Annotated in this window: 17 protein-coding genes; 7 read left to right on the plus strand and 10 right to left on the minus strand. The window is 65.9% G+C overall.

Going from position 1 to position 17376, the window contains the following annotated elements; all coding sequences use genetic code 11:
• The first annotated feature begins 238 nt into the window (after positions 1 to 238).
• The 3 genes from DB708_RS26390 (at position 239) to DB708_RS28125 (ending at position 4934) form a co-directional block, all read left to right on the plus strand.
• Complete coding sequence (locus DB708_RS26390; protein WP_201263629.1) at positions 239 to 1180, plus strand: PirG; 942 nt, start codon at positions 239 to 241, stop codon at positions 1178 to 1180.
• Between the two features lie 142 nt (positions 1181 to 1322).
• Entirely contained in the window at positions 1323 to 2969 is a 1647-nt protein-coding gene (locus DB708_RS26395) for an LGFP repeat-containing protein (protein ID WP_201263630.1), read from the plus strand.
• A gap of 48 nt (positions 2970 to 3017) precedes the next feature.
• A complete protein-coding gene (locus DB708_RS28125; protein WP_272889280.1) occupies positions 3018 to 4934 on the plus strand; it encodes an alanine racemase in 1917 nt (638 codons plus the stop codon).
• Here DB708_RS28125 and DB708_RS26410 read toward each other — a convergent pair.
• The 7 genes from DB708_RS26410 to DB708_RS26440 all read right to left on the minus strand — a co-directional run bounded on the left by DB708_RS26410 (position 4931) and on the right by DB708_RS26440 (position 10560).
• Positions 4931 to 5401 (minus strand): DUF350 domain-containing protein, encoded by a 471-nt coding sequence (locus DB708_RS26410; RefSeq protein ID WP_108926407.1) that lies wholly within the window; start codon positions 5399 to 5401, stop codon positions 4931 to 4933. The two genes, DB708_RS28125 and DB708_RS26410, sit on opposite strands and share 4 nt — an antisense overlap.
• Before the next feature lie 29 nt (positions 5402 to 5430).
• On the minus strand, positions 5431 to 6597 hold the full coding sequence (locus DB708_RS26415) for a glutathionylspermidine synthase family protein (RefSeq protein WP_108926408.1): 1167 nt from the start codon (positions 6595 to 6597) through the stop codon (positions 5431 to 5433).
• Positions 6594 to 7220, minus strand: a complete 627-nt coding sequence (locus DB708_RS26420) for a hypothetical protein (RefSeq protein ID WP_235616963.1) — start codon at positions 7218 to 7220, stop codon at positions 6594 to 6596. The genes DB708_RS26415 and DB708_RS26420 overlap by 4 nt, the downstream gene beginning before the upstream one ends.
• 136 nt (positions 7221 to 7356) lie before the next feature.
• Positions 7357 to 8184 carry an HAD family hydrolase gene (locus tag DB708_RS26425; RefSeq protein WP_108926409.1) on the minus strand — a complete coding sequence of 276 codons (828 nt, stop codon included), beginning with the start codon at positions 8182 to 8184 and terminating at the stop codon, positions 7357 to 7359.
• Positions 8185 to 8229: 45 nt separating this feature from the next.
• On the minus strand, positions 8230 to 9015 hold the full coding sequence (locus DB708_RS26430) for a lysophospholipid acyltransferase family protein (protein WP_108926410.1): 786 nt from the start codon (positions 9013 to 9015) through the stop codon (positions 8230 to 8232).
• A gap of 21 nt (positions 9016 to 9036) precedes the next feature.
• Positions 9037 to 9786 (minus strand): lysophospholipid acyltransferase family protein, encoded by a 750-nt coding sequence (locus DB708_RS26435; protein ID WP_108926411.1) that lies wholly within the window; start codon positions 9784 to 9786, stop codon positions 9037 to 9039.
• A 6-nt stretch (positions 9787 to 9792) separates the two neighbouring features.
• Positions 9793 to 10560 carry a lysophospholipid acyltransferase family protein gene (locus tag DB708_RS26440; RefSeq protein WP_108926412.1) on the minus strand — a complete coding sequence of 256 codons (768 nt, stop codon included), beginning with the start codon at positions 10558 to 10560 and terminating at the stop codon, positions 9793 to 9795.
• A gap of 60 nt (positions 10561 to 10620) precedes the next feature.
• On the opposite strand from DB708_RS26440, the gene DB708_RS26445 reads away from it, so the two are divergent.
• Genes DB708_RS26445 through DB708_RS26455 form a run of 3 tightly spaced genes read left to right on the plus strand, consistent with a single transcriptional unit; the run spans position 10621 to position 13294 of the window.
• On the plus strand, positions 10621 to 11376 hold the full coding sequence (locus DB708_RS26445; RefSeq protein WP_108926413.1) for a phosphotransferase: 756 nt from the start codon (positions 10621 to 10623) through the stop codon (positions 11374 to 11376).
• Between the two features lie 38 nt (positions 11377 to 11414).
• Positions 11415 to 12965, plus strand: coding sequence for an MBL fold metallo-hydrolase (locus DB708_RS26450; protein ID WP_108926522.1), 1551 nt, complete (start codon positions 11415 to 11417; stop codon positions 12963 to 12965).
• Entirely contained in the window at positions 12962 to 13294 is a 333-nt protein-coding gene (locus DB708_RS26455) for a hypothetical protein (RefSeq protein ID WP_108926414.1), read from the plus strand. The genes DB708_RS26450 and DB708_RS26455 overlap by 4 nt, the downstream gene beginning before the upstream one ends.
• Here DB708_RS26455 and DB708_RS26460 read toward each other — a convergent pair.
• Positions 13291 to 14847: a phytoene desaturase family protein gene (locus tag DB708_RS26460; protein WP_108926415.1), complete on the minus strand. Its 1557-nt coding sequence runs from the start codon at positions 14845 to 14847 to the stop codon at positions 13291 to 13293. The two genes, DB708_RS26455 and DB708_RS26460, sit on opposite strands and share 4 nt — an antisense overlap.
• A gap of 49 nt (positions 14848 to 14896) precedes the next feature.
• Positions 14897 to 15544: a TetR/AcrR family transcriptional regulator gene (locus DB708_RS26465; RefSeq protein WP_108926416.1), complete on the minus strand. Its 648-nt coding sequence runs from the start codon at positions 15542 to 15544 to the stop codon at positions 14897 to 14899.
• Between the two features lie 69 nt (positions 15545 to 15613).
• Here DB708_RS26465 and DB708_RS26470 point away from each other — a divergent pair, with 69 nt between their 5' ends.
• Complete coding sequence (locus tag DB708_RS26470; RefSeq protein WP_108926417.1) at positions 15614 to 16099, plus strand: DUF2834 domain-containing protein; 486 nt, start codon at positions 15614 to 15616, stop codon at positions 16097 to 16099.
• A gap of 4 nt (positions 16100 to 16103) precedes the next feature.
• Here the strand turns inward: DB708_RS26470 and serS are convergent, their stop codons facing one another.
• Positions 16104 to 17363 (minus strand): serine--tRNA ligase, encoded by a 1260-nt coding sequence (gene serS, locus DB708_RS26475; protein ID WP_108926418.1) that lies wholly within the window; start codon positions 17361 to 17363, stop codon positions 16104 to 16106.
• Positions 17364 to 17376 lie beyond the last annotated feature (13 nt).

Genomic DNA, 17376 nt, shown 5'->3' on the forward strand with positions numbered 1-17376 from the left:
TATCTGACACCGGAGGCGCACCCTCATCTGACGAGGCTGAGGCGCCGGTGTTCGGGCACGTGAAGACTGGTTTGCAATGACCCGAATCACACGTAACGCGCAGGGTCGCAATAACCTCACGATTCAATATCACCACTCTAGTAACACCTTCCTCACTCGTACCATCGACTGTGTGCGGTTCCCACCGGATAACTCCGGCAGGACACGCCGACACAACCGATAGATTGAGGAGACTTCCGTGCCGAACCGACGCCGTCGCAAGCTCTCGACAGCCATGAGCGCCGTCGCCGCCCTGGCAGTGGCGAGTCCTTGCGCCTACTTCCTTGTTTACGAATCGACTTCTGGCAGCAAGCCGCCGGAGCATCACGAGTTCAAGCAGGCAGCGGTCATGACCGACCTGCCCGGCGAGCTCGTGGGCGCGCTGACGCAAGGCCTGTCCTCGTTCGGGATCAATCTGCCCCCGGTGCCCGCTCTGGGCGGTGCCGGTCCCGGTACCGGCACCGCGGGCCTGACTTCGGGCCTGACCAGCCCCGGTCTTACCAGCCCCGGTCTGGGCACTCCCGGCTTGGGCACTCCCGGCTTGGGCACTCCGGGCTTGACGAACCCGGGCTTGACGAACCCAGGCTTGACGAGTCCGGGCCTGACTCCCGGTCTCACCAGCCCGGGCCTGACTCCTGGTGCCGCGCCCGGCGCGCTGACGCCCGGTGTGCCGACTCCCGGCATGCCGACCACGCCCGGTATGCCGACCACGCCGGGCGCAGGGTTGAACCCGGCGCTTGCCAACCCGGGGCTGACCAGCCCCGCCGGGCTCACCCCCGGCGGTCTGGGTGCTCCCGGTGAGGTGCCGATCAGCGCACCGATGGACGCGGGTGCCGACGGCACCTACCCGATCCTGGGTGACCCGTCGACCCTGGGTGGCGCGTCGGGTCTCGGCGGTGCCGGCGGCGGCAGCGGCGCAAGCGGCGGTCTCGTCAACGACGTGATGCAGGCCGCCAACCAGCTGGGTGCCGGTCAGGCCATCGACCTGCTCAAGGGCGTGCTGATGCCGGCCATCATGCAGGCTCGCGGCGGCGCAGGTGCCGCTGGCGCTCTGCCGGGTGCGGCTGGTGCTCTGCCGGGTGCCGTTGGCGCCCTGCCGGGTGCGGCCGCAGCGCTCCCGCCGGCGCTGCCTCCCGTCTAAAGCTTCGGGGGTCCTGTTACCTGACGGCATCGCAGAGGCACACCCTCTGCGGTGCCGTCGAACAGTTTCTGCAGCGGTTTTAGACACCAGGAAACTCGTGTCGCCTCATAGATAACATCAGAATCACACGTAACATCAGCTGGTGTCGTCCCGCAGCCGTGCGCCAACGATGTTGCTTACTGCCGTCGCGGCCACGGTTGTCATCGTTTCGGCGGTGGCGGACTTAACTCGCGATCGCGGCGCCACCGTCTCCGCGCCGTCCCCACGCGAAACCCAACTCGCTGAGCAGCCGCTGATCGGCCTCGGCGGCGGCGTCACGGTTCGTGAGCTCACCCAGGGGACGCCGTTTTCTCTGGTGGCACTCACCGGCGGCCTGGCCGGCACCTCGACCCGGGTGCGTGCGAAGCACCCCGATGGTTCGTGGGGCCCCTGGTATCAGACCGAGTACGAGACCGCGGCTCCCGACACCAAGCCATCGGATAGCGAATCCGGCCCCACCGAAGGTCCCCGCAGCACCGATCCGCTCTTCGTGGGGACCACGACCACCGTGCAGATCGCGGTCACCCGGCCGCTCGACGCCGCGCTGACCCGGCCGCCCGCACTGCCACCGTCGGATAACGATCTCGGATACCGGCCGGCCTCCAAGGAACAGCCCTTCGGGCAGAACATCTCCGCGATCCTGATCTCTCCGCCGCAGGCGCCCGCCAAGACGCAGTGGACGCCGCCGGCCGGGGTACTGATGCCCGGCCAGGCGCCCCCTATCATCAGCCGCGCGGAGTGGGGTGCCGACGAGTCGCTGCGATGCGGTAGCCCGCAATACGACAACGGGATTCGCGCCGCCGTCATCCATCACACCGCGGGCAGCAACGACTACTCGCCGCTTGAATCGGCGGGGATCGTCAAGGCCATTTACACCTACCACAGCAAGACATTGGGCTGGTGCGACATCGCCTACAACGCGCTGGTCGACAAGTACGGTCAGGTGTTCGAGGGCAGCGCCGGCGGTCTCACCAAGGCGGTCGAGGGTTTCCACACCGGTGGCTTCAACCGCAACACCTGGGGTGTCGCGATGATCGGCAACTTCGACGACGTGCCGCCGACTCCTCTTCAGCTTCGTGCCGTCGGGCGGTTGCTGGGCTGGCGCCTTGGAATGGACGGCGTCGACCCCAAGGGCACGGTCACCTTGGAGTCCGCGGGTAGTCACTACACCACGTTTCCGGCCGGCGCCTTCGCGACGCTGCCGACGATCTTCACCCATCGCGACGTCGGTAACACCGATTGCCCCGGCAACGCCGCCTACGCGCTGATGGACGAAATCCGGGATATCGCATCCCATTTCAACGACCCGCCCGAGGAGTTGATCAAGGCGCTGCAGGGCGGGGCCATCTACCAGCACTGGCAGGAGATGGGCGGCATGAACAGCGTGCTGGGCGCTCCGACCTCGCCGGAAGACAACGCCGATGGGGACGGGCGCTACTCCACCTTCGCCAAGGGCGCCATGTACTGGTCACCGGTGACCGGAGCACAGCCCGTCACCGGCGCGATCTATGACGCCTGGGCCTCGCAGAGCTACGAACGCGGACCGCTTGGCTTGCCGACCAGCGCCGAAATCCAAGAGCCGCTGCAGATCACGCAGAACTTCGCGCATGGAACGCTGAACTACAACCGGCTGACCGGGGACGTCAACGAGGTGCTCGACGGGATCACCACACCGCTTTCGTCACAAAACCCCAGCGCTCCGAGCGTCCCGCCGGAACACTTCTCGCTACCGACGCACCCGGACGCCTGACCGACGGCCCCGGGGCACGACGCCGCCGCGCGTACTAGTCTGCGACCTGTGCCCGAGTCACCGTATCTGAGCATCGATCTTGGTCAGGTGCGCAAGAACTTCCGGGCGCTGCGCACCGCACTGCCCGACGCGCAGATCCGCTACGCGGTCAAAGCGAACCCGGCCGAACAGATCCTGCGTCTGCTCGCGGCACAGGGGTCCGCATTCGACGTCGCATCGGTCGGCGAGATCGACGCGTGCGACGCCGCCGGCATCGACGGCCGCCTGCTGACGTTCGGGAACACCGTCAAGAAAGCCGCCGACGTTGCCCGGGCGTATGCGCGCGGGGTCCGTCGGTTCACGTTCGACAGCGAGCAGGGTATGACGGCCATCGCCGAGCACGCCCCAGGCGCGGCGGTGGAATGCCGTATAGCACCGGACTTTCCGTCTTCGGTGACGCCATTCGGGCACAAGTTCGGCTGCACGCCGGAAGCGGCGGCGAGGCTGCTGGACCGCGCCCGGCTGCTGGGGCTGCAACCGCAAGGCGTGTCCTTTCACGTCGGCTCGCAGCAGCTCGACCCCGAGGCATGGGCGTTGGGAATTCGCTGTGCCGCCCCAATTTTTGATGCGATAGCAGAACTCAGCACGATCAATATCGGCGGTGGCTACCCACTGGCATACGCGGTCGGTGCACCCGGTCTCGACGTCATCGCCGACGTCATCACCTCGGCGCTGGCCCGGCATTTCGGCGCGGACCCACCGCAGCTGGCTGTCGAACCCGGGCGGGTGATCGCGGGTTCGGCGGGCACGATCAGCTGCGAGGTGGTGTCGGTGCGTACCGGCACCGACGACCGGCGCTGGGTGTACCTCGACATCGGCCGCTACGGTGGTCTGGCCGAGACGGAGAACGAGTACATCCGGTACCGGCTGCGAACCGACCGCGACGGCGATCGGGTCGATGACGCAGTCGTCGCCGGGCCGACCTGTGACGGCGACGACGTGCTGTACCGAAACTATCCGCTTCCGGTAACGCTGCGCCCCGGCGATCGGGTCGAGATCGACGACGCCGGCGCCTACACCGCGAGCTACGCGTCGGTGGAGTTCAATGGGTTTCCTTTACTGCCAACGTATTTCGTAGGTTCACCCGACAAGAGTCGGGAGATCGTCGAGCCGCTGGCGCCGGGGCTAACCCGAAGCTGGCATATCTCCAAGGTCATCTGCGACGTGGACACCGAATTCCAGAACCTGGTGATCGGCCACACCCACCAAGGCGTCGCGTTGTTCAGCGACGGCGAACGGCAGAGCACCGAATTCAGTCAGCTCGTCTATCACGAGGCGTTGCTGGTGCCCGCGCTGCTGCTGGCCGGCGACATCGATCGCGTGCTCGTCATCGGGTCGGGCGAGGGCGTGGTCAGCCAGCTGGCGATATCGGCGGGCGCCACACACGTCGACCACGTCGACATCGACCGCGAAGCGGTTCGGCTGTGCGCGCAGCATCTCCCCTACGGCTACACCGTGGACGAACTGCACAGAGCAGAAACAGGATTCGGGCCTGTCGCGGTGCACTACTGCGACGGCTGGGAATTCGTCGAACGGTCCACCACGCCATACGACATCGCGGTCATCGATCTGCCCGACGAGCGAACCGAACCCGCCCAGCACAACCGGCTCTACGACACCGAGTTTCTGCAGCGCTGCCGCGACATCAGTCATGTAGTTGTCGCTCAGGCCGGTTGCCCGACGCTGTGGCGCAACGAGTCCCTACATACCTCCTGGCAGCGATTCCGTGAAACCTTCGGCACCGTCCTCTATTTCGGCAGCGACGAGCACGAATGGGCGTTCCTTTCCGGGCTGACCGAAACCCACGACGATCCCGTCGCGCTGATGTCGGCGCGATTACCGACGCTGCCGTACCGGCCGGGTACCGTCGACACAGAGACGCTGCGTGCGTCCACCATCCCCCCGAAAAGCCTGCGGGATCGCTAGAGAATCGCGACCGCCACCACGATGCCGAGCGCGACCTGTGCGGCGGCCACCATCAATGCCTCATAGCTGAATTCGTCGGCGTTGAACAATGTGTCCATGTCGATACCGATCACCATGGTCGCGATACGCATCATGATCACCTGGGCGATGATTCCGACCAGTCCGAAGACCGCCGACCCGACCAGCCCTTCGATCAGCTTGCCGGACGACGAGTAGATCGCCAGCACCACGATCAACGCCATGCTCACCATGTCGGCGGCGGACACAATGATCGCGTTCGGCTTTCCCACGTTGACCATCTTGCGCAGCGGCCCCGGTGTGGTCAGGTCGATGGCATAGAACCCGACCAGCATCAGCACCAGGCCGACGACCGCGTACAAGACAATGGCGCCCGCGCCACGGCCCAGCACCGTCCAATAGCCGGCATCCCAATAGCCCGAATTCAGCGCCACGATGGTTGTTGTCATCGATCAACTCCGTTCACTTGCTCAGAAGTTCACTTCTGGGGGATCCGATGTGGGACAAAGGCTGCACCGTCGTCGGTGATCAGACCCGCGGTCTCGCGGATACCAAGCCCGGCCGCCGAATCGCCGACGATCCACGCACCCAACGCGGGACGCATGTCGTCGAATTCCGGCAGCGGGTCCAGCAACTGATAGACGTATCCCTCTTCGCCATAGACGCCGCCGGTAGCGGTTTCCATCCCGGCGCCGACGACGCTGATGTTCGAGCCCTCGCGACCCAGCTTGGGCTTACGCACGTACTCGGTCAGCTCGTGCGGATCATCGATATAGGCGGGCAACAGATTTGGGTGTCCCGGGTACATCTCCCACAGCACACCCAGAATTGCCTTGTTGGACAGCAACGTCTTCCACAGTGGTTCGATCCACGCCGTCTGCGGCAGGCTGGACACCACGTGCTTGCCGAACTCGTCGTCGAGCACCCACTCCCACGGGTAGAGCTTGAAGACCGCGTGGATCTGCGACTCTTCCAAGTCGACGAAGCGCTCCAAGGCGGAGTCCCAGCCGAGGTCCTCAATCGTGAGGCCAACGGTCTGAAAGCCGGCCTCCGCGGCGGTTTCCTGCATATAGGTCGTGGTGATCTGGTCCTCGCCGGTGGCTTCCACGCCGGACCAGCTCAAGTGCAATTCGTCGCTGGGCAGCAGATCCCGCAGCTGCTTCCAGCGGGCGACTAGCTGCTCATGCAATGAGTTCCACTGGTCATCGCCCGGGGAAACGTCCTTAAGCCAATACCATTGCAGGATGGCGGCTTCCAGCAGCGTCGTGGGTGTATCGGCGTTGTACTCGAGCAGCACTGCCGGCCGTCGCCCGTCGTAACGTAAGTCAAAGCGCCCGTACACATGCGGGTCGGCGCGGCGCCATGATTCGCCGATGGCCTGCCAACTCCATTCCGGCAGACCGAAATCCGCGTAGCGCTCCATCAGGACCACCTGCTCGACGGCGTTCAGGCACATCGAATGCAGCAGTTCGACATCGGCTTCCAGCGCCAGGATCTCGTCCATCTCGAATTCGTAGTGCACCGATTCATCCCAATACGGCCGGTCCCGGCCCCTGGCATCGCGCGCGGGTGTCCCATACACCAGTCCTTGCGATTCCACGGTCGCCTGCCAGTTCGGTCGCGGCTGCGCCCGCACCCGCTTCACGAGCCGCTGCTCTTCCCGGGGGACGAGCCACCCAGGCCGCCGCGCGAAATGCTGGTGCCCGACTTGGTGGTGATGTTGGCGCCCTTGGGCGCGACGGTCGAGCCACCGATCGGCCGCGAACCCACTGACCCCGAACTGCCGTAGTAATAGTGGTATTGGTGGCCACCGAAATAGTAGAAGCCGTTGAGCCCCGCCGTGTGTCCGGTGCAGTAGCTGTCCGGCACGATTATCGGTTGACCGTTCGGATCCTCTTGAACGCACTGGGCGGTGACATCGGGTGTCGAGAGCATCCAATATCCAAGGCCGGCAACGAGACCGACCACGCCGACAGCGGCCGCGGCACCCATCAACACGCGGCGCTGGTGGCGCTGCTTGTCCTCGGCCTCGATGCGTGCCTCTTCGAGTTCCTTCTGCTTTTTGGCGTACTTGTCCCGCGCCCGCATTTCGGCGGGCGTCGGCGGCCGCGGCTTGGTAGTCGCCGCATCCTGGAACTCGATACTGCCGCCGGACGAGTAGTCGCCCTCGGGTTCGGGTTGCTCGGTGTCGCCTTTGTCGGGTTGCTTGACCTGCTCGGACTTGTCGTCCGCGGGCTCGCCGCCCTTCGGTGGCTCTTCGTCGGACACCGCTACCGATCCTTCTCGCCGCGAACGGCGCCGTCACCCGTCGACCAAGCGAACATGTAATGACAGAAGGCGGGCACGCGGGCAGTCTGCCACATTTGCTACGGCTGCGGCAGAGGTCAGCACCGAACGCGGTCGGCTAGCCCCACCAACGTTCCAGCACGCGTCCCACCCCGTCGTCGCTGTTGGGTGCGGTGACCTCGTCGGCGACGGCGAGCACCTCGGGGTGGGCATTGCCCATCGCCACGCCATGACCGGCCCACCGCAGCATCGGAATGTCGTTGGGCATGTCGCCGAACGCCACCACCTGGCCGCTGTCGATCTCCAGCGGCCTGGCGATCTCTTCGATGCCGGTGGCCTTGCTGATTCCCAGTGGCACTATCTCCACCAGCCCGTTGTTGGTGGAGTAGGTGATGTCGCCCTCGACACCGACGTGCTTGACGAGTTCAGCCGCCATATCGGCGCTGCGGGCGCCCGCCTGGCGGATCAACAATTTGATCGCCGGTGCGCTGAGCAGGTCTTCGATCGAGACCTCGGTGTTGTCCGGGTTCAGCCACGCGTGCTCATAGCCCGGCGAACTTACGAACTGCGGGGTCGCGGTGTCGTGGGCGCTGCGCCCGATCCGCTCCACTGCCAGGCCCACACCCGGGATGACGCGCATCGCAAGCTCAGCCAATTCGGCCAGGGAGTCGACGGGCAATGTGCGCGTCGAGACCACCCGGTCGTTGGCGGGGTCGTAGATGACGGCGCCGTTGGCGCACACCGCCATCGGTGCGAATCCCAGCTCGTCCACGATCGGGCGTATCCAGCGAGGCGGGCGGCCAGTTGCCACAACGAATTTGGCGCCGGCGGCGACGGCGGCGCGCACTGCGTCGCGGGTACGCGGGGTGATGGTCTCGTCGTCGCCGAACAAGGTGCCGTCGACGTCGCAGGCAATCAGCGCCGGCCTTGGAGTCGGCGCCGTCATTGAGCTGTCACTAAGCCGATCCGCCTGTCCGGCCGGCCGCGCTGGTCAATGCCGGCCGCTTTGCGCGTCTCCCGGCCGGGTCACCCCGTCGGTGCCGTATTTCTTTGCCCGCTCTTGCAACTCGACCAGCCGGATCGCCTGGGAGTCGTCCCGGTTGGGCGCGCTGCCGCCCAGCCGCCGCGGCACCCAGAACTCCCCCTCCGGGTGTGGGTACTCCTCCTGCACCCGGTAGAGCAAGCCGTTCATGGCTTCGCGCAACGCGGCGTTGAGTTGCTCGACGCCACCCTGCGGCGGGATCGGCCTGCCGACGGACACGGTGATCGGAACCTTGTTGCGGAACACCTTCTTTGGATGGTCTTTCGGCCAAATGCGGTGGGCGCCCCAGACAATCACCGGGATGACGGGCACCTGTGCTTCCAAGGCCATCCGTGCCGCGCCGGACTTGAATTCCCTGAGTTCGAAACTGCGGCTGATGGTGGCCTCGGGGTGCGTCCCGATCAGCTCGCCCGCGCGCAGCCGCTGCACGGCTGACGCGCAAGCGCCCTGCCCATTGCGGCGGTCCACCGGAATCAGCCGGGCGTGCTTGATCACATAGTCGACGGCCTTCACGTCGGCCATCTCGGCCTTGATCATGAAGTACATGCGCCGGTTCCGCTCCCGCGCGGCGAACAAGGACGGTAGCCAGTCCAGGTAGCTGGTGTGATTCTGGGCAAGCAGTGCGCCGCCCCGTTGCGGAATGTTTTCGAGCCCGTGGAAAGTGAACTTGGTCCCATTCATCGCGACGAGCGAGGGAACGATCAACTCCCCGAACCGGTAGAACGGCTCTGCCATGTCTTCTCCTTCGCTGTAAGGCTACTGGCGCGGGGGGCGGTTCGCTGCCCGCGCCGCGGCCTCGTCAGCCTCGATCTGCGCGGCCTCCTCCAATGTCGGTGCCGCTCCGCCCAGCCGGTGTGGCACCCAATATTGTCCGGCCGGGTGCGGATACTGCTGCTGCGCCTCGTAGAGCAGCTTGGTCATCGAGTCGCGCAGCGCCGCGTCGGTCTGCGCGATGTCGTCGGTGGCATGCAACGGCGGGCCGACCTGCACGGTGATCGGCACCTGGTGCCGGCCGAGGCGTCGGGGGTGGTCCTTGGTCCAGATCCGCTGCGCACCCCAGACGATGATCGGCACGATCGGGACGTCCGCTTCGCTGGCCATCCGGGCGGCGCCCGTCTTGAACTCCTTGAGCTCGAAGCTGCGGCTGATCGTCGCTTCCGGATAAACCCCGACCAGCTCGCCCTCGCGTAGCCGCTGCACGGCCACCGCATAGGCACCCGACCCGGCGTTGCGGTCCACCGGAATGGTGCCGGTCCGCTTGATCAGGAAGCTGACCACCTTCACTTGCTCCATCTCGGCCTTGATCATGAATCGCAGCCGACGGCGCCGCCGCCGCATAGCCAGCCCGGCCGGCAGCCAGTCGATGTAGCTGGTGTGATTGATGGCGACCACGGCACCCCCGCGCTCGGGGATGTTCTCCACCCCGCCGTAGCTGATCGCGGTGCCAGTGGCCAATACGCCCACCTGCGCCAGCAGCTCGCACGTGCGATAGGTCGGCTCCACCATCGGCAGCTACTCCGGCGCCCCCGCGGCTTGGGCCCGCCGAGCCGCGCGCGCGGCGGCCTCCTCGGCGTCTAGGCGCGCAGCGTCAGCCAACGATGGGGCGCCGCCGCCCAACCGGTGCGGTACCCAGAACTCACCAGCCGGGTGAGGTCCGTACTGTTCCTGCGCCTTTTCCAGTAAGTGCTGCATCCGCGAGTGCAGCAGCCCCCGCAATTCCGGCACGCCCAGTGTCGGTTCGATCGGCTCGCCGACCAGCACTGTGATCGGCACCTTCGGGCGTCCGAGCTTTTTCGGGTGGTCCTTGGTCCAGATTCGCTGGGCGCCCCACACGATGTGCGGGACAATCGGCACCCCCGCCTCCACCGCCATCCGGGCGGCGCCGCTCTTGCATTCCTTGATCTCGAAGCTGCGGCTGATGGTCGCTTCGGGATAAACCCCGACCAGCTCACCGTCCTTGAGGTTTCGGACGGCCGCTTCGTAGGAGGCGGCCCCGTCCTGCCGGTCCACCGGGATGTGCCGCAGGCTGCGCATGATGGGCCCGGTGGTTTTAGAGTCGAACACCTCTTGCTTGGCCATGAACCGTACTTTGCGACCCAGACCCTGCTGGTAAGCGGGAAGGCCGGCGAACGTGAAGTCGAGGTAGCCGGTGTGGTTGATAGCGATCACTGCCCCACCGCTAGCCGGCAGGTTCTCGACGCCCGTGACGGTGATCTTCAGGCCCTGCAGACGCCAGATCGAACGAGCGAGCAGGATCGCAGTGCCGTATACCGGTTCCACAGCTTGTCAGCCTAGTGCTACCAGCTGTGCGTCGCCTGAAGTGGTGAAAAGAGGTGAGCAGTGACCTTCCCGTCGTCGCAGCCCCCGGTACCCGCAATCGTTGACGGATTCGCCGGCGGCCGGCCCGTGCAGGCTGTCTGGGTCAACGACGAGGGCGGGGTGACGTTCCGGCTGGGCTTGGCCAGCTCCGATCGCGAGTTCGTCAAGGTGGCCAACGCGCGCGGTACCGACTTTGCCGGCGAAGCACGGCGGCTGCGCTGGGCGGCCCGGTACGTGGCGGTGCCGCAGGTGCTCGGGTTCGGGGTCGACGCAGAACGTGCCTGGCTGTACACCCGTGGATTGCCGGGCCTGTCCGCGGTGCACGCCCGCTGGGTGGCGGCCCCGGACGTTGCGGTGCGTGCGATCGGCGCGGGGCTTCGCGAGCTGCACGACGGATTGCCGACGCACACTTGCCCTTTCGAGTGGTCGGCGACCAGCAGGCTGGCCGCGCTGTCTCCCGCTGCCCGGTTACGTGTGGGCGAGCCGCCACCGGTCGATCGGCTGGTGGTCTGTCACGGCGACGCGTGTGCCCCCAACACCTTGATCGACGACGACGGCCGGTGCTGCGGGCATGTCGACCTCGGCGAACTCGGCGTGGCCGACCGCTGGGCGGATCTCGCGGTGGCGACACTCTCATTGGGCTGGAATTATCCCGGCCGGGCATGGGAGGCGGAGTTCTTCACCGCCTACGGCGTCGCACCAGACCCGGCGCGCATCGACTACTACCGGCGACTGTGGCAGGCCTTCGATGGCACCTCGGACAGCACCTCACGCTAAGCTCGAACCGATTCACCGGAACCATTCGAAAGGCATTTGTGCAGGTCACGAGCGTCGGTCATGCTGGATTTCTGATCCAAACCCAGGCGGGCAGCATTCTGTGCGACCCCTGGGTTAATCCGGCCTACTTCGCGTCGTGGTTCCCGTTCCCGGATAACACGGGGCTGGACTGGGCGGCGCTGGGCGACTGCGACTACCTGTACGTCTCGCACCTGCACAAGGACCACTTCGACGCGAAGCATCTCCGCGATCACGTCAACAAGGACGCTGTGGTGCTGCTTCCTGATTTCCCGGTGCCCGATCTTCGAAATGAGTTGGAAAAATTAGGGTTTCACCGCTTCGTTGAGACCAGTGACTCGATGAAGCACCAAATCAGCGGGCCCAAGGGTGAGCTCGACATCATGGTCATCGCGCTGCGGGCGCCCGCCGACGGCCCGATCGGCGACTCGGCGCTGGTTGTCTCCGACGGTGCGACAACGCTTTTCAACATGAACGACGCCCGGCCCGTCGATCTCGACATGCTGACGGCCGAGTTCGGGCACATCGATGTGCACCTGCTGCAGTATTCCGGCGCGATCTGGTACCCGATGGTCTACGACATGCCGGCCCGGGCCAAGGCGTCGTTCGGGACCCAGAAGCGGCAGCGTCAAATGGATCGCGCTCGTCAGTACGTCGCCCAGGTGGATGCGACCTGGGTGGTGCCATCGGCCGGGCCGCCGTGCTTTTTGGATCCGGAGTTGCGGCACCTCAACGACGACCACGGGGATCCGGCCAACATCTTCCCCGACCAAATGGTGTTCCTGGACCAGATGCGCAACCACGGACACGACCGGGGCCTACTGATGATTCCTGGTACGGTTGCGGATTTCACTGGCACGTCATTGAATTCGCTACAACATCCGCTACCGCTCGACGAAGTCGAGGCCATCTTCACCACCGGCAAGGCGGCCTATATCGCCGACTTCGCCGACCGGATGGCGCCGGTCCTGGCCGCGGAGCGCGCCGGCTGGGCTCCCCCGACCGGCGAGCCGCTGCTGGAGCCACTGCGGGCACTGTTCGAGCCGGTGATGCTGGGCAGCAACGAGATCTGTGACGGCATCGGCTATCCCGTCGAGCTAGTCATCGGCCCCGAGACCGTGGTTCTTGACTTCCCGAAACGGACAGTGCGCGAACGTATTCCGCACGAGAAAGTTCGCTACGGCTTCGCCATCGCGCCGGAGTTGGTCCGCACCGTGCTGCGCGATCACGAACCCGACTGGGTCAACACCATCTTTTTGTCCACACGTTTCCGGGCGTGGCGGGTCGGCGGCTACAACGAATACCTGTACACCTTCTTCAAGTGCTTGACCGACGAGCGAATCGCATACGCCGACGGCTGGTTCGCCGAGACCCACGACGACTCCGCGTCGATCACGATGGACGGCTGGGAGATGCAGCGTCGTTGCCCGCACCTCAAAGCCGACTTGTCGAAATTCGGTGTGGTAGAAGACGGCACGCTGACCTGCAATCTGCATGGCTGGCAGTGGCGGCTACAGGACGGTCGCTGCCTGACCACCCGCGGGCACCAGCTGCGAAGCCGCCGGACATGAGCGACACCTACGAGGACGGCGTGGTGCAGCTGGACCGCACGGCGATCACGTTGCGCCGCTATCACTTTCCGTCCGGCACGTCGAAGATCATCGCGCTGGACGCAATCCGTGGGTACAAGGCTCAATCGCTGGGCTGGTTCACGGCCCGGTTCACCTTCTGGGGCGGTACCGACCCGCGCCATTGGCTGCCACTGGACGTGCAGCGCCCACTGAAGTCGACGCTGATCACGCTGGACGTTCCGGGGACCCGGCCAAGTCCGGCGTTCACCCCGTCGCGCCCGGACGAGTTCCTCGCCCTGCTGGACGAGCTGCTGGCCCGGATCGGTTAGCGATCGGCCAGCGCCGCATGAGCGGCGTTGTAGCCCGGGGTGAACGTGATCCCGGGGCCGCCGTGGCAGCCCGCACTGCCCAGGTATAAACCCTTGATCGGGATCGGCTGGCCGAGAAAGCCTTTCGGTCCAGGCCGGTTGGGGCCGACTTGATTCGCATTCAACAGACCGTGGCAGTAGTCGCCGCCGGGAGCGCCGAACATCACACCCATATGCCGGGGCGTGAAGGTGGTGTGCCGGATGATGGTGCGCTCGAAATTCGGTGCCAGCCGGGTGATCTTGTCGATCACGCGCTGACCCATTTCCACCTTCGCCTGCCCGTAATCCACGTCGCCCTCGATCGGGAAAAACAGCGCGAACGCCGACGCGGCATGCTTGCCCTCGGGCGCTAGGTCCGGGTCGTTCTGCGACGGGATCTGCAACACGACCGTCGGATCAGCCGGAACAATTCCGCGCCGAGCATCCTCCCACTGCTGCTGGACTTCCTCCGGCGTGCAGAACAGACCGATCGAGGCCTGCATGGCCGGATCGTTGAGGACCTCGTAGGGCGCCACAAATTCGGGAGCCTCGTCCAGCGCGAAGTGCATCTGCAGATAGCTGCCGCGGTGGTCGATGCGCGCATAGCGTTCCCGGATATCGGCGGGCAGCGCGGCCGGATCGATCAGCTCGTTGAGCGTGACGTCCGGCGCGATTCCGGACACGACGATCGGGGCGTTCAACGTCTCGCCCGCCTCGGTGCGCACTCCGGTCACCCGCCCGTCGGCGACCAGAATCTCGGTCACCTTGGTACGCAACCGAACCTCGCCGCCATGGCTCTCGAGCACCTCGCGCAGATGCGCGGTGAGCGCGCCGATGCCCCCGCGCAGCTTCTTCATCTGCATGGTGTCCCCGTCGGGAACGCCGAGTCCGAAAGCGAGCGCCGCCGCGCTGCCCGGCGTGGACGGCCCCCGGTAAAGCGTGTTGACGGCCAGCACCGTCATCGAGCCGCGGATCGCGCCGTGCTTCTCGCGGTCGGGCAGGTAGCGGTCCAACACGTCGGTGACCGATCCGAACAACATGTCATCGATCGCCGAGCGCTCGAATTCATTGGTGGCACACGCATACATCTCGTCGATGCTCTTGGGCGGCAGTCCGGCTTCGAACCGGCCCAACGCGCGGTTCGGCGCCTGGGCCCATCCCATCAGCCCCGCCATTCCGTTGACGGCGTCCGCCCCGTGCACCTCGTTGAGGTGGGTGAACAGCTTGATCGGGTCGCTGTACTGAATCAGCGGATCGTCACCCACACCGCGCACTGCCACCGACATCTCGTCCAAGTCGATAGTCGGCATGGCGTCCAGGCCCAGCTCGCTGACCACCTTGGACGAGGTCGGGAACAGCACCGAACCCGCGATCTCGAACTGGTATCCGTCGAAAAGCTCGACGGTGGATGCCATGCCGCCCGCGTAGAGCTTGGGGTCCAGGCACAGCGTGCGCAGTCCCGCCTTCTGCAGCAGCACGGCCGCGGTCAGCCCGTTATGCCCTGCACCGATAACTATCGCGTCATAACCAGTCATGTCCCTGCCCTCCGAAGAGGAGGCTCGCACGCCTGCCAAGTTTTGTCAATTATGACGAAACTTGGCGGACGGTCGCCGTAATCCAGGAGTCGGTGATCCCCGCGCGCAGCGACTCCAGCGCCGCGTGGCATAGGCGCGCGAGTTCGCCCAGCGACCGATCGTCGCTTTCCATCCATACCTCCATCGCGCCGAACACCGCGGCCGCAATGCATCGCGCGGTCACCGCGGTGCGCACCTGTTGGTCGGCGGTACGCTCGGCGGTTCCGCTGGCAGCGCGACTACGTCGTTCCAATTGCGCCGCAATGGCATCGGCGAAGTCGGCCTGGACCTCCCGGATGTGGCGGACGATGCGCCCGGGGTCCAGCTCGTCTTGGCGCAGGGCGGCGATTTTGCTCACCGCGTCAACGTCGTACGGGAACGCGAAGATGGCCGACTGCACCGAATCGATGATCGGTTCGTCGGCCGGCCCGGCATCCAGGGCCGCCCGAAACCAGTGCAGCCCGGTGTAGTCCGCGAACAGCAGGTCGTGCTTCGAGCTGAAGTGGCGGTAGAACGTGCGCAGCGACACCCCGGCGTCGGCGGCGATCTGTTCGGCCGAGGTGTCTTCCACGCCCTGCGCCAGGAATCTCACCACCGCGGCCTGGCGCAACGCTTCACGCGTGCGCTCGCTGCGCGCCGTCTGGGCGGGCCTGACCATTTCAGTAAGGTACCAAGAAATATTGTGTCAATATTGACAAAACTTCGCGATGGGGGTGAGACTGCGCCCATGGTCTCCCTCATCACCCACGCGGTACTCGGACTGGCAGTCATCACCTGGATTGTGAGATCCAACTCCAAGGTCTTCGCCCGGCCGGCCGGCGGCCCGCTCTTCTCACCGATGGAAATCGTGTACTACGTCGTCGGCATCGCATCGGTCGCGCTCGGCTGGTACTTCAACATCACCTACGTCGAGGAGTACTCGCGCGGCTCCACCAACCCGCTCTGGGGCGAACACGGGAGCTGGGCCGAATACATCAAGCTGATGTTCACCAACCCGGCCGCCAGCTCGGCCAGTCAGGACTACACGATCGCGAATGTGGTTCTGCTGCCAATCTTTACGATCGTGGACGGCTATCGCCGCGGTCTGCGTCACCCATGGCTGTACTTCGTATCCAGCCTGTTCACCAGCTTCGCGTTCGCGTTCGCGTTCTACTTCACGACGATGGAACGGCAGCGCCGCCACGAACTGGACCGCGCGGCCGTCAACGCCTAACCGCCTAGGGCTTCGGTTCCAACACCTCGGCGCCGACGAATGGAACCAATGCTTCGGGCATCCGCACGCTGCCGTCGGGCTGCTGGTGGTTCTCCAGGATCGACACCAGCCAGCGGGTGGTGCCCAGCGTTCCGTTGAGCGTGGCCGCGGTCTGCGGCTTGCCGTTGTCGCCGCGGTAGCGGGTCGCCAGCCGGCGCGCCTGGAACGTGGTGCAGTTCGACGTCGACGTCAGCTCGCGGTAGGTCTGCTGCGTGGGAACCCATGCCTCGCAGTCGAACTTGCGGGCGGCCGACGAGCCGAGATCGCCCGCGGCGACGTCGATGACCCGGTACGGCACCTCGATGAGAGCCAGCATCTCGCGCTGCCAGCCCAGCAGCCGCTGGTGTTCCGCCTCGGCGTCAGCCGGCGTGCAGTAGACGAAACCCTCGACCTTGTCGAACTGATGCACCCGGATGATGCCGCGGGTGTCCTTGCCGTAGCTGCCGGCCTCGCGGCGGAAACACGACGACCAGCCCGCATACCGCAGCGGCCCGTCGGACAGATCCAGGATCTCGTTCGAGTGGTAGCCGGCCAGCGGCACCTCCGAGGTGCCGACCAGGTACAGGTCGTCGGCTTCCACCCGATAGATCTCGTCGGCGTGAGCACCCAGGAATCCGGTGCCGGCCATCACCTCCGGGCGCACCAGCACCGGGGGGATCATCGGGACGAAGCCGTTCTCGACGGCCAGGCGCAGCGCCAGCTGCAGCAGGCCGAGCTGTAGCAGCGCGCCCGGACCGGTCAGGAAGTAGAACCGCGAGCCGGACACCTTGGCGCCGCGCTGCATGTCGATGAGGCCCAGCGACTCACCCAGCTCAAGGTGATCCTTGGGGTTGGCGATCGCCGGTGGCTCTCCGACGACGTCGAGAACGGTGAAGTTGTCTTCCCCGCCGGCCGGAACCCCGTCGATGACGACGTTCGAGATCGCCATGTGTGCCGCGGTGAACGCCGTCTCCGCGTCGGCCTGAGCCGTCTCGGCGGCCTTCACCTGCTCGGCCAGCTCCTTGGCGCGCGCCAACAACGCCGGGCGTTCGTCGGGCGAGGCGGCGCCCACGCTCTTGCTGGCGGACTTCTGGTCGGCCCGCAGCGTGTCGGCGGTCGAGATCGCGGACCGGCGGGCGCCGTCGGCGCTCAGCAGCGCATCCACCAGCGCCGGATCCTCGCCGCGGCTGCGTTGGGAGCGGCGGACGGCGTCGGGGTCTTCCCGGAGCAGCTTGAGGTCGATCACGGCCAAAAGATTA

It is taken from the genome of Mycobacterium montefiorense, from assembly GCF_003112775.1.
Classification (GTDB): Bacteria; Actinomycetota; Actinomycetes; order Mycobacteriales; family Mycobacteriaceae; genus Mycobacterium; species Mycobacterium montefiorense.

What these genes read in the sequence shown, in the direction of transcription:
- DB708_RS26410 (WP_108926407.1), bottom strand. Translation starts at nt 5,401, where the DNA reads ATGACAACAACCATCGTGGCGCTGAATTCGGGCTATTGGGATGCCGGC.
- DB708_RS26425 (WP_108926409.1), bottom strand. Translation starts at nt 8,184, where the DNA reads ATGACGGCGCCGACTCCAAGGCCGGCGCTGATTGCCTGCGACGTCGAC.
- DB708_RS26430 (WP_108926410.1), bottom strand. Translation starts at nt 9,015, where the DNA reads ATGGCAGAGCCGTTCTACCGGTTCGGGGAGTTGATCGTTCCCTCGCTC.
- DB708_RS26435 (WP_108926411.1), bottom strand. Translation starts at nt 9,786, where the DNA reads ATGGTGGAGCCGACCTATCGCACGTGCGAGCTGCTGGCGCAGGTGGGC.
- DB708_RS26455 (WP_108926414.1), top strand. Translation starts at nt 12,962, where the DNA reads ATGAGCGACACCTACGAGGACGGCGTGGTGCAGCTGGACCGCACGGCG.
- DB708_RS26460 (WP_108926415.1), bottom strand. Translation starts at nt 14,847, where the DNA reads ATGACTGGTTATGACGCGATAGTTATCGGTGCAGGGCATAACGGGCTG.
- DB708_RS26465 (WP_108926416.1), bottom strand. Translation starts at nt 15,544, where the DNA reads ATGGTCAGGCCCGCCCAGACGGCGCGCAGCGAGCGCACGCGTGAAGCG.
- DB708_RS26470 (WP_108926417.1), top strand. Translation starts at nt 15,614, where the DNA reads ATGGTCTCCCTCATCACCCACGCGGTACTCGGACTGGCAGTCATCACC.